Raw genomic sequence first — 11,332 nt, 5'->3', positions numbered from 1 at the left:
CCGAGCAGGACGCCGGTGAGCAGCACGGCGCCAGCCGCTGCGCCCTTCCGGCCGAGGGTGCCGTAATCAGTCGTCATCGTTGCGTCTCTCCGTGTGGTCGGGGCCGGGCTGCGAGAGCCGGCCCTGCCTGTGTGATGAGGACGCGCGACTCGCGCCCCCTGCACGGTTAGACGATGGCTGGATTACCCGGCCCTGACAGGACGATTACATCGGTGAAAGGTGAGGTGCGCGATCGCCCGGTCGGTCAGGCGATGGTCGACAGCGGCAGCCGGATCTCGAAGCGGCTGCCCGTGCCTGGCACGGACGACACGTCCACCGAGCCCCCGTGGGCCTCGACGATGGCCTTGACGAGGCTGAGGCCGAGGCCGAGCCCCCGAGTGCTGCGGCTGCGGTCGCCCCGGTAGAGGCGCTCCCACACGCGGGGCAACTCGTCGGGCGGGATACCGGGCCCCGTGTCTTCGACCGTCAGCACGGCTCGCCCGTCGTGCGCTCGTGCCCGGATGCGCACGCGTCCGCCCTCGGGGGTGTACTTGACGGCATTGTCGAGCAGGTTGGCCAGCACCTGCCGCATGCGCGTGCGATCCACGGGGACGACGAGCCCCTCGTCCACCTCGGTCTCGATGACGATGGCGCGATCCTCTGCCGCATCCTCATAGAGGTCGACGGTCTGCTGCACCAGGGCCGACAGCGGCACGGGCTCGCGCGTCAGCGCCATGGTCCCCGTCTCGGCCTCGGAGATGTCCATCAGCGTGTGCAGCATCGCGTTGACGCGGTCGGCCTCCTCGACGCACTCGGCGAGCGCGGCGCGCTGCCGCACGGGATCGCCCGAGGTGAGCGCCTCCTCGGCGATGCCGCGCAGGCGGGTCAGCGGCGTCCTGAGGTCGTGCGCGACGTTGTCGAGCGCGCCGCGCATGCCGGCGACGACGCGGTCGATGCGGTCGAGCATCGCGTTCACGAGGTTGCCCAGCTCGCCGAGGGTGTCGCCGCCGCTCGCCGGCGGGACGCGTGCGTCGGTGCGGCCGGTCTGCACGATGCCCCGCACCGTGTCGCGCAGCGCGCGCACCGGCTGCAGCCCGGACCAGGTCACCGCGACGCCGCCGGCCAGCGCGATCACGAGCACCACGGCGAGGTCGACGAGCAGCACCAGCCGGAACCGCGCCAGCAATTCCTTGCGCCGGTCGGTGCTCCTGCCCACCTGCAGCAGCGTCCCATCGGCCAGGCGCACCGACGCGACCTCGAGTTCGTCGCCGCCGTCGCCGGTGTCCAGCGTCGCCCAGGTCTGCTCGCCGCTGAGGCGCGGCGTGTCGAGCTGCGACAGGTCGAACCGCCGCCACTGCTGCGGCATGCTGAAGAACGTCAGCTCCTCGCCGGGCCCCAGCAGCCGCACGAACAGCGGGCCGGGCGTCGCCGCCAGGTTGCCCTCGCGCAGCTCGCGCGCCAGCCCGGGGGCGCCGCCGATCATGTACGCCCGCGCGTACTGGACCAGCGTGGTCTCGATGGTGTCGCGGTCGTACCGGCGCAGCGACGCTGACAGCAGCACGTAGGTGAGCACCACGAGCGCGAGCGCGCTGGCGACGAAGATCGCCGCGTACCACAGCGCCAGGCGCAGGCCGAGCGCGTCGCGCAGCGCGTCAGGCCACCTTGAGGACATAGCCCACCCCGCGCACCGTGTGAATCAGCTTCGTGTCGAAGCCGCGGTCTACCTTCTCCCGCAGCCGGAACACGAGCACGTCGACGACGTTCGTGCCGGGATCGAACGAGTACTCCCACACATGCGACAGGATCATCGTCTTGGAGACGACCCGCCCCGCATGGCGCATGAGGAACTCGAGCAGCGTGAACTCGCGCGGCCGCAGCTCGATCACCCGTCCGTCGCGGGTGGCCGTGCGCGACACGAGGTCGAGGCGGAGGTCGCCGACCGACAGGTGCGTGGTGACCGGGGCCTGGGTCGCTCGCCGGATCAGCGCGTGGACCCGCGCGAGCAGTTCCGGGAACGCGAACGGCTTGGTCAGGTAGTCGTCGCCGCCGGCGGTCAGGCCCGTGACGCGGTCGTCGACCGAGTGCTTCGCGCTCAGGATCAGGACGGGCGTCTGCACGCCGCGTTGCCGCATCTGCTGGATGAGGTCGAGCCCGTCGAGGTGCGGCAGCATCAGGTCGATCACCGCGACGTCGTGGCTGCCCGTCGTCGCCAGCTGCAGGCCCATGTCGCCCTCGCCCGCGACGTCGACGACGAAGCCGGCCTCGCGCAGGCCGTTGGCCACGAAGTCGGCAATCCGAGAGTCGTCCTCCACGAGCAGGGCGCGCATGCGAACAATCTACTGCAAGGCCGCGGGCGAACGGTTGGTACGCAGCGGACATCGATCGAGTGGTCGGTTCGTGGGCGTCGACGTTCACGTCGACGCGTGACCCCTGTCCCTGTCGTGCTACTTTCGGCGGGATGCGCCGCTCACTCGACACTCGCCCTGCGCTCCTGGCCAGCCTGCTCGCCCTGTCTGCCGCCTGCAACGGCACCCCGGCACCCGAGGTCGCTCCCGACAAGGCGGCGGTCGCGGCCGCCCCGGCGCTCGACACGGCGCTCCTCGAGCGGCGGATTGCCGCCCACATGCGCTTCCTCGCCAGCGACGCGCTGAACGGGCGCGGCAGCGGCACGCGCGACGAGTGGATCGCGGCCACCTACATCGGCGCACAACTGGCCGCGCTCGGCCTCGAGCCGATGGGCGACGAGGGCTGGTTCGTGCAGCAGGTCGAGGTACAGCACTACAAGGCTGCGGCGCCGCCGGTGCTCACCGCGGGTGACCGCACGTTCACGCGCGGCGAGGCGTTCTCGGTGAACTCCGTGTCGGGCGCCAGGATCGCGGGACCGTTGCGCCACTGGACGGCGGGCGCGCCGGTCGCTCCGGGCTCGGTCGTCATCCTGCCCGCCGATGCGCCGCCGTCTGCCTTCGGCTCGCTGACGGGCGCGGCCCTCGTGCTGCGAAAGGCCGTCGCCGGGGGCCCCGCGCCCAGGGGCCGTGGCCCGGCCGATCGCATCGCCTCGCAGTTGGTCGGCGTGCCGCAGGGGCCGGCGACGACGCCGACGCTGCTCACGCTCGATGCCGCGACCCACGACGCCATCACGGCCATGGCCGACGGCACGGCGGTGCGCCTCGAGACCGATCTCGCCCCGCTGGACCGCGCGCGGACCTGGAACGTGGTGGGGCGCCTGCCGGGCAGCGATCCGTCGGCCGCCTCCGAAGCCATCATCCTGTCGGCGCACCTCGATCACATCGGCGCCCGTCCGGTGAAGGAGGGCGAGGTGACCGACGTCATCAACAACGGCGCCGACGACGATGCCTCGGGCGTGACGGCGGTGCTGGAACTGGCGCGCCTGCTGACGTCAGGGCCGCGGCCGCGTCGCCCCATCGTGTTCGCGCTGTTCGGCAGCGAAGAGGCCGGCGGCTACGGCGCGGGCTACTTCGTCGATCGCCCGGTGGTGCCCCTCTCCGACATCGTCGCCGACCTGCAGATCGAGATGATCGGGCGGCCCGACGCGAAGGTGGCGGCGGGCACGCTGTGGCTCACCGGCTACGACCGGTCGACGCTCGGGCCCAAGCTCGCCGAGCACGGCGCGCGCCTGGTGGCCGATCCGCACCCCGACCAGAACTTCTTCCAGCGATCCGACAACATCCGCTTCGCGCGGCGCGGCGTGGTGGCGCACACGGTGTCGAGTTTCGGCCTCCACAAGGAGTACCACCAGCCGTCGGACGAGTTCCGCCACATCAACCTCGCGCACATGCGCGATGCGGTGGCCTCGCTCGTGGAGCCGGTGCGCTGGCTGGCCACGACCACGGAGAAGCCGGACTGGATTGCGGGGAAGAAGCCTTGACGCTTGACGCTTAACGCTTAACGCTTCGCGCTTGACGGCGAACGGCGAACTCGCCGCGCGCGAAGGCGCACATTGGCGAGTCTTGAACGCCGGAGAACGAGGGGCGGGTCGCCGTCGGCGGACGTAGCCGTCGAGCTTGCTCGACGGTCAGGGAACGTCAGGGGAGGGTACGCGGTGCCACGCCCAGGTCGCCTGCAGCCTGTGGCCCGAAGCCGTCCTTGCCTGGACGTCAGTCGACGCTCCACTCCTGCACGCCTGCAGAGAAGCCGGGCTGCATCACCACCACCAGGCGCAGCGCCGTGGTGCGCACCGGTGCGAAGGTGATGCGGTTGGCGGTGTCCTTCGCGGTGCCGTAGGGCACGGCGGCCTGCACGGGCACCCACGCGTCGCGGTCGCGGTACTCGAGGCGCCACGACGCGGGCACGCGCACCTCGCCGCGGCCGGTGTCGTCGAACCAGTAGACCGACGCCTCGCGCACCGTGGCCGCCTCGGGCAGCGCGTACTCGACCCAGGCGGTCTCGCCCTTGCGCGGCCACCAGTCGAAGTAGGCGGTCGAGTCCGAGGAGGACGCCGGCAGTTCGCCGTCGTTGATCGGCCGCGGACTGCGGCGCGCCGTCGACGTCGTCACCGTGCTTCGCACCGACAGCGAGGGGTAGGGTCGCGGCCGCGCGGTGCGGTCGGCAGAGGCCAGCCACACGGCCATCGGGCCGGCGCCGCGGTTGGCCCACATGGCGTACGGGATCAGCGTGACGACACGCGGGCCCCGCGCGAGGCTGCCGTCCTTCTCGCGCGCGAGCGCCTGGCCCTGCGTGGTCACCACCTGCACCCCGCCGAGCAGGTCGTCGCGGAACGCGGTCGCGAGCGGCGCGTCGGCGGGAATGACGACGTTGCGGACGTCGCTGTCGTTGTCGGGCCATTCGGCCGCGAACACGATCGGGCCGCGCTGCACCGCCAGGCGATCGCGATCGGCCTCGACCGACGGATGCGCACGCAGGCGTCGCGCCGGCATCGGCAGGTCGAGCGTGACCGTGTCGCCGGCCGCCCACGCCCGACGCAGCGTCGCGTACCCGCGCTCGACCTCCAGGGGCACCGCCACGCCGTTGACCGTCAGCGTCGGCGTCGGCGCCGGTGCGTCGTCGAAGCGGTAGAGGTCGCTCGGCACCGGCTGCTCGCGCGCCCAGCCGGGGATGCGCAGCTTGAGGGCGAACGTGCGCGCGGCATCAGGGGTCACGGTGATCGCCACGCGTCCGTCCCACGGGTAGCGGGTCTGCTGGCGCAGCGTCACCCGTTGACCGTCACCCGTGTCGATGCGCGCGGTGCCTGCGGCGTAGAGGTTCACCATGACGGTGTCGCCCTGGTGCGCGTACACGTAGCCGGGCAGCGACGCCATGAACCGCGTGATGTTGCCGGGGCAGCAGGCGACGCCGAACCAGGGGCTGCGCTGGTGCTGGCCGATCGACTCGAGCGGGTTGGGGTAGAAGTACGTGCGACCATCGAGCGCCACCCCGGAGAGCAGCGCGTTGTAGAGCGTGCGCTCCAGCACGTCGATGTACTTGCCGTCGCCATGCAGCAGGAAGAGCCGGTGGTTCCAGAAGTCCATGCCCACCGAGGCGCAGGTCTCGTTGTAGGCGCTCATGTTCGGCAACTCGTAGCGCGCGCCGAACGCCTCGCCGGCCCCGGTCGCCCCGATGCCGCCCGTCAGGTACAGCTTGCTGCCCACGGTGTGCGTCCAGATCGCGTCGAGGGCCTTCGCATAGGCCATGTCGCCCGTGATGGCCGCGACGTCGGCCATGCCGGCATACATGTACATCGCGCGGACGGCGTGGCCCACCGGCTCGGTCTGCTCGATGGCGCGCAGGTGCGCCTGGTTGTACTCGAGACCGCGCGGGTTGGTCTTCTCGCCCGGGTTGGGGCCGCGTGCGTCGAGCAGGAACTTCGCCAGCGCCAGGTAGCGTGACTCGCCGGTGACGCGATAGAGACGGACCAGCCCCATCTCGGTCACCTGGTGTCCTGGCCAGATGGAGGCCTTGCCAGGGCCGAACGTGCGATCCAGCAGGTCGGCGGCGCGCAGCGCGACGTCGAGCAGCGTGCGCTTGCCGGTCGCCTGGTGGTGGGCCGCAGCGGCCTCGAACAGGTGCCCGAGGTTGTACAACTCGTGGCTGTCGTCGCGTTCCAGTTCCCACCGGGTGGTCCCGGCCCAGGGATGCGGCGCCGCGGGGTTGATGGTGCGCGTGGTGTAGAGGTAGCCGTCCCGCTCCTGTGCGGCGGCGATCGTGGCGATCAGCGCATCGACCTTCGCCTCGAGTGCGGCGTCAGGAGTGACGCTGAGGGCGTACGAGGCGCCCTCGATCACCTTGTACAGGTCGCTGTCGTCGAACGGGTACCCCGGCGGCTTCGTGTTCTCGAGCGGCTCGCCGCGCAGCACGCGGGCGGCGCGGCGGAAGTTCTCGACGCGACCCGTGATCTCGCACTGCTGCAGCGCCGTCGGAATCGACGCCGTCCTGTTGCGCTCGATGCGGGGCGCCCAGAACGCGTCGTCCAGCGTGACGGCGGTGAAGGGCACCGGCTGCACCGGGTAGTCGCGTGGCGGCGGCGCCTGCGCCGCCATCCTGCTGCCCGTGATGCCGACGCTGGCGATCGCCACGCAGGCGACGGCTCCAACGACGATGGCTGATCTGCGCGTCATGCCTGTTCCTCGAGGAGCCGGGCTCGGAGAGCCGGCCCTACCGTCACGGGGCGTCGGCCGGGCTCGGGCCGCGGCGACGCTCCACTGCCGACTGCCGACTGCCGAACTCGTATTATTCCCCCCATGCGCCGCGTCCTGCTGCTGCCCCTGGCCTGGGGGACCCTGGTGGCCGCCCTCGCCACCGTGCCGCTCACCGGGCAGGCGCCGACGCCCGCGCCCGCCCTGCAGACGCTGCCGATGGCCGTCTGGTACGGCGGCGGCAAGGCCCGCGCGCCGATGCTCGAGCGCGACGCGCGCCAGAAGAAGGAGGCCTGGCGGGCCGACGTGAAGGCGATCAAGAGCCTCGGCTTCACCACGGTGCGTGCGTGGATCGACTGGGCCAGCGGCGAGCCCGCCGAGCGCGAGTACCAGTTCGAGACACTCGACGTCCTGCTCGAACTCGCCGAGGAGGAAGGCCTGTCGCTGGTGCTGCAGGTCTACATGGACTCGGCGCCGGGCTGGGTTGGGCGGCGCCATCCCGACAGCCTCTTCGTCTCGAGCAACGGGCAGGCGATCACGCCGGAGGCTTCACCCGGCTACTGCCGCGATCACCACGGCGTGCGCGAGGCCGACGTGGCCTTCTATGCGGCCCTCGCCACGCGCGCGTCGCGCAGCAAGGCGTTCCTCGGCGTCGATCTCTGGAGCGAGCCGCACGTCATCAACTGGGCGACGCCCACCTGGATTCCCAATCCCGAGTTCTGCTTCTGCGTGCACACGAAAGCGCGCTTCCGCAGCTGGCTGCAGCGCAAGTACGGCACGCTGGAGGCCCTAAATCGTGCGTGGTACCGGCACTTCACGACATTCGACGAGGTCGAGCCGAGTCGGCTCAGCACCATCCTGTCGTTTGCCGACTACCTCGACTGGAAGGCCTTCATCGTCGCCAAGCTCGGCGAGGACCTGAAGGAGCGCGCCGACGCCGTGCGTCGTGCGGCGCCCGGCGTCGTCATCACCAGCCATGCCGCAGGCGTCGGGTTGTTCGCCTCGCCCCACCACTGGGAGGGCCAGGCCGACGACTGGACGATGGCGCGGCAGGTCGACTACTACGGGACATCGTTCTACCCGAAGCACTCGGCGTTCGTCGATCGCGACATCCCGTGGCGCGGCGCGCTGCTCGACTTCACGCGGTCCTTCGGCTACGACGAGGGCCGGCGGGGCTTCTGGATCGGCGAGCTGCAGGGTGGGTTCGGCACCATCGGCCCGAACGTCAGCCCCACCGTGACGGCCGGGGATCTGCGCGTGTGGACGTGGTCGGCGCTCGCGCGGGGCGCCAAGGGCATCAACTACTACGCCTGGTATCCGATGAGCACGGGCTACGAGGCAGGAGGCTTCGGGCTGAATCAGCTCGACGGCACGATCACCGACCGGGCGCGGGCAGCGGGCGCCATCGCGCGGGTCGTCTCGGCCAACCAGGCGCTGTTGCTCGAGGCGCGCCCGGTGCGCGCGGAGGTGGCCATCATCTACAACCCGCTGGCGCACTTCGTGGGCGGGCGCCAGCGCGCCGCGACGTACGGCGGGCCGCAGGGCGAGGTCGTGGGCATCGAGCGCGATTCGCTGCTCGGGGTGTATCGCGCACTCTTTGGCCGCCACGTGCCGATCGACTACGTGCACGCCGACCACCTCACGACCGAGTCGCTGTCGGCGTACAAGCTCGTGATCTTCCCCTATCCCGTCATGGCGCCCGAGGCCATCGCGGCGCCGCTGCGCGCATACGTGGAGCAGGGCGGCGCGCTGGTCGCGGAGGCGCGGCTCGCATGGAGCAACGAGAAGGGCGCGGCCGCTGATCGCATCCCGGGCCTGGGCTTGTGGGAGGTAATGGGCGCGCGCGAGGTCGCGGTGCAGACGGCGACGGGCGGCAAGACGCAGCTCACATGGACGGGGCTCCCTTCGGACCTGCCGGGCCTGCAGGCCGGCGACGTGCTGCCCGGCCGGTGGTACGAGGAAACACTGGAGCCGCTCTTCGGACGCGCGCGGGTCGTCGCCACACTCCCGGGCGGGGCTGCAGGTGCAGTGCTGTCCACGCACGGGAACGGCAAGACATTGCTGCTCGGGTCGTACGTGAGCGCGGCGTACCAGAGCACGCCGACCCCGGCGGTCGAGCGCTTCTACGCGGGACTGCTCACGTGGGCTGGCGTCACGCTGCCCGTGGACGTCACGGGCGGTCCGTTCGAGGTCCGCCTCCTCGAGCGCGGCGACGAGACCCTCGCGTTCGTGATCAATCACGCCGCGGCGCCCGCACGGGGCACCGTCGGGGTCCGTGCCCGCGGTGCCGCCAGCGGCGTGAGCGACCTCGCGAGCGGGGCCGCGATCGACGCCCGTGTCGAGAGCGGGCGCGTCCACGTCGATCTCGAGGTGCCCGCCGCCGATGCGCGCGTGCTGCGCATCCGATGATCACGGACGTGCCCGGCGGGGTGGTGATCGCGGTCCGGGTGATTCCGCGCGCCGGCCGTTCGGGGCTGGCCGGCACCCGCGACGACGCGCTCCTGGTGCGACTCGCGGCGGCGCCCGTCGATGGGGCAGCCAACGCCCAACTGATCGAGGTGCTCGCTGCCGCGTTCGCCGTCCCCCGGCGCCAGGTGACGCTGGTCGCGGGCGATCGTGCCCGGCAGAAACGCCTCCGCTTCGACGGGCTGACGCGGGCGCAGGCGGAGGCGGTGGTGGCCGCGGCAGCTTCGCGCGGATAATGCGCCCATGACGACCTGGCCCCGCCTGCCGACCCGACGCGCCGTCCTGCGTGCTGCAGGGGCCGCGCTCCCTCTCGCGTCGATCGCCCGCGCTGCGCAGGCGCCAGCCGTTCGGGCCTCGCGCCCCACCGACATCCGCGTAGTCGACGTGATGCATGCCTTCGAGGGGCACACCTATCGTGCGCCCTACATGTTCGGGGGGCGCTCCGTCGATCGCGTCACGATCCTCAACGTGCAGGTGCGTGTGCGCACGGGCGACGGGAAGGAGGCCTTCGGCTTCGGATCGATGACGCTCGGCAATGCGTGGGCCTTCCCGAAGGCCTCGCAGGACGAGGGCCTGGGCGCGATGACGGCGCTCGCGGAGGCGTTCCGGGCAATCACCGCCGCCTGCGACGACCAGGGCCATCCGATCGACCTCTGGCGCGTGCTCGAGCCTGCGTACCTGCAGGAGGCCGCCGCGCTCGGTCCTCGCCGCGGCCTGGCGATGCCCATCCCGAAGCTGTGCACGCTGGTGGTGGCCAGTGCCTTCGATGCCGCGATCCACGACGCCTACGGCAAGGCGTTCGGCCTGAGCAGCTATGCGACGTACTCGTCGCGTCACATGCGCCACGACCTGTCGCGCGACCTCGGGCCCGCCTTCGCCGGTCAGTACCTCGACCGCCACGTTGCGGTCGCGCCGCGCGCCGAGACGCCGGTGTTCCATTCGGTGGGCGCCAGCGATGCCATCGAGCCGTCCGATCTCAAGGTGCGCCTCGACGACGGACTGCCCAACACGCTGGCCGAGTGGATCGCGCGCGACGGCCTCACGCACTTCAAGATCAAGCTGAACGGCGGCAACGAGGCGCAGGACTTCGATCGCATCACACGCATCGACCGCGTGGTGCGCGAGGCGATGACGGCGCGGCGCATCGCCGACTGGCACTACCTGCTCGACTTCAACGAGGGGTGCCCCAACGTCGGCTACCTGCTCACGCTCCTGCGCAAGGTGCGCGAGTTCACGCCCGACGGCTTTGCCCGCATCAAGTACGTGGAGCAGCCGACGTCGCGCGACCTGGCCGGCGATCGCGCCAACGTCATGCACGAGGCCTCGAAGCTGCTGCCGGTGGTGGTCGACGAGGGGCTCGTCGACATCGAGTCGTTGCACCTGGCCCGGGCGATGGGCTACACGGGCGTCGCTCTCAAGGCCTGCAAGGGCCAGAGCCAGGCGCTGCTCATCGCGGCGGCGGCGCAGCAGGCCGGGATGTTCCTGTGTGTGCAGGACCTCACGTGCCCCGGCGCCTCGCTGATCCATTCGGCAGGCATCGCGGCGCGCGTGCCCGGTAACGCGGGGATCGAGGCCAACGCCCGGCAGTTCGTGCCGTCGGCGAGCGCCGCGTGGGAACCGAGGTTCCCGGGGCTCTTCACGGTCCGCAACGGCGTGATGCGGACGGGGCAGTTGACGGGGCCGGGCCTTGGCGCCGTGCCGCCCGGGCCGCGACTGGCGTGAGGCGACCGGTGCTCGTCACAATCCGGGACAAAGTCGTTTAGGATAGGCGCGATGCGGATGATCAGGGCTCGCCTTGCCTGGTGCGCGCTCGTGTTCCTGCTCTGGCAGGGACTCGGGCTGGCCGGGCTGTCGGCGGCGTGCTGTCGTCCGACCGAGTCCCGCGTGGCCGACGCCCATGCCTGCTGTAGTGGCATGGCGCCAGGCACCTTCTGCCCCATGCATGCCAAGGCCAAGCGCCCCGAGAAGGCAAGTTGCCGACTCAGCGCGAGTTGCCTGGCGCCGGAGCCTGGCATCCCGATGGCCTGGCAGGCACCCCTGCCCGCCGGCCCCGCGGTCGACCTGCCGCGCGAAGTCCGCGTGCTGTCGTCGACCATCGTCGTCTCTCCGCTGGCGCGCCCCGAGCCGCCCCCCGACCGCCCGCCCAGGGCGTAACCGGACCGCTTCACCAGACATCGGTCGCGACCGCGTCGCGTAGGGAGACCCCTGCGTGCGCGGCGTGGCCCGCGTGCGTGCCTGATGCGGCCCGGTCCCCATGGCGGGGCCGTGTCGGTGCGTGGCCGGTCCGTCTCTTCTCT

Annotated in this window: 8 protein-coding genes; 5 read left to right on the top strand and 3 right to left on the bottom strand. The window is 71.5% G+C overall.

What is annotated here, in order from left to right; all coding sequences use genetic code 11:
* Positions 1-244: 244 nt before the first annotated feature.
* Together ACIRDX_RS16160 and ACIRDX_RS16155 are read right to left on the bottom strand one after the other, a co-directional pair.
* Positions 245-1,651, bottom strand: coding sequence for a sensor histidine kinase (locus ACIRDX_RS16160; RefSeq protein WP_396626468.1), 1,407 nt, complete (start codon positions 1,649-1,651; stop codon positions 245-247).
* Positions 1,632-2,306 (bottom strand): winged helix-turn-helix domain-containing protein, encoded by a 675-nt coding sequence (locus tag ACIRDX_RS16155; protein ID WP_396626467.1) that lies wholly within the window; start codon positions 2,304-2,306, stop codon positions 1,632-1,634. Before ACIRDX_RS16155 ends, ACIRDX_RS16160 begins: the two co-directional genes overlap by 20 nt.
* A 131-nt stretch (positions 2,307-2,437) precedes the next feature.
* Between ACIRDX_RS16155 and ACIRDX_RS16150 the strand changes: the two genes are divergently transcribed.
* On the top strand, positions 2,438-3,865 hold the full coding sequence (locus ACIRDX_RS16150) for a M20/M25/M40 family metallo-hydrolase (RefSeq protein WP_396626466.1): 1,428 nt from the start codon (positions 2,438-2,440) through the stop codon (positions 3,863-3,865).
* Between the two features lie 229 nt (positions 3,866-4,094).
* On the opposite strand, the gene ACIRDX_RS16145 is transcribed toward ACIRDX_RS16150, so the two are convergent.
* On the bottom strand, positions 4,095-6,551 hold the full coding sequence (locus ACIRDX_RS16145; protein ID WP_396626465.1) for a glycoside hydrolase family 127 protein: 2,457 nt from the start codon (positions 6,549-6,551) through the stop codon (positions 4,095-4,097).
* Between the two features lie 123 nt (positions 6,552-6,674).
* On the opposite strand from ACIRDX_RS16145, the gene ACIRDX_RS16140 reads away from it, so the two are divergent.
* The 4 genes from ACIRDX_RS16140 to ACIRDX_RS16125 are packed head-to-tail and all read left to right on the top strand — an operon-like array spanning position 6,675 to position 11,189.
* Positions 6,675-8,978 (top strand): beta-galactosidase, encoded by a 2,304-nt coding sequence (locus ACIRDX_RS16140; protein ID WP_396626464.1) that lies wholly within the window; start codon positions 6,675-6,677, stop codon positions 8,976-8,978.
* A complete protein-coding gene (locus tag ACIRDX_RS16135) occupies positions 8,975-9,271 on the top strand; it encodes a DUF167 domain-containing protein (RefSeq protein ID WP_396626463.1) in 297 nt (98 codons plus the stop codon). Before ACIRDX_RS16140 ends, ACIRDX_RS16135 begins: the two co-directional genes overlap by 4 nt.
* Before the next feature lie 7 nt (positions 9,272-9,278).
* A complete protein-coding gene (locus ACIRDX_RS16130) occupies positions 9,279-10,757 on the top strand; it encodes an enolase C-terminal domain-like protein (protein WP_396626462.1) in 1,479 nt (492 codons plus the stop codon).
* A gap of 51 nt (positions 10,758-10,808) precedes the next feature.
* Positions 10,809-11,189, top strand: coding sequence for a hypothetical protein (locus ACIRDX_RS16125; protein ID WP_396626461.1), 381 nt, complete (start codon positions 10,809-10,811; stop codon positions 11,187-11,189).
* Positions 11,190-11,332: the final 143 nt, after the last annotated feature.

Origin of the sequence: Luteitalea sp. (assembly GCF_044337415.1) — a bacterium.
Taxonomy (GTDB): domain Bacteria; phylum Acidobacteriota; class Vicinamibacteria; order Vicinamibacterales; family Vicinamibacteraceae; genus Luteitalea.
This window is presented reverse-complemented; position numbering and strand designations above follow the sequence as displayed.

Bases quoted from the DNA above. Each gene is read 5' to 3' on its own strand.
- ACIRDX_RS16135 (WP_396626463.1), top strand. From the start codon at position 8,975: ATGATCACGGACGTGCCCGGCGGGGTGGTGATCGCGGTCCGGGTGATT.
- ACIRDX_RS16150 (WP_396626466.1), top strand. From the start codon at position 2,438: ATGCGCCGCTCACTCGACACTCGCCCTGCGCTCCTGGCCAGCCTGCTC.
- ACIRDX_RS16155 (WP_396626467.1), bottom strand. From the start codon at position 2,306: ATGCGCGCCCTGCTCGTGGAGGACGACTCTCGGATTGCCGACTTCGTG.
- ACIRDX_RS16160 (WP_396626468.1), bottom strand. From the start codon at position 1,651: ATGTCCTCAAGGTGGCCTGACGCGCTGCGCGACGCGCTCGGCCTGCGC.
- ACIRDX_RS16125 (WP_396626461.1), top strand. From the start codon at position 10,809: ATGCGGATGATCAGGGCTCGCCTTGCCTGGTGCGCGCTCGTGTTCCTG.
- ACIRDX_RS16140 (WP_396626464.1), top strand. From the start codon at position 6,675: ATGCGCCGCGTCCTGCTGCTGCCCCTGGCCTGGGGGACCCTGGTGGCC.
- ACIRDX_RS16145 (WP_396626465.1), bottom strand. From the start codon at position 6,551: ATGACGCGCAGATCAGCCATCGTCGTTGGAGCCGTCGCCTGCGTGGCG.
- ACIRDX_RS16130 (WP_396626462.1), top strand. From the start codon at position 9,279: ATGACGACCTGGCCCCGCCTGCCGACCCGACGCGCCGTCCTGCGTGCT.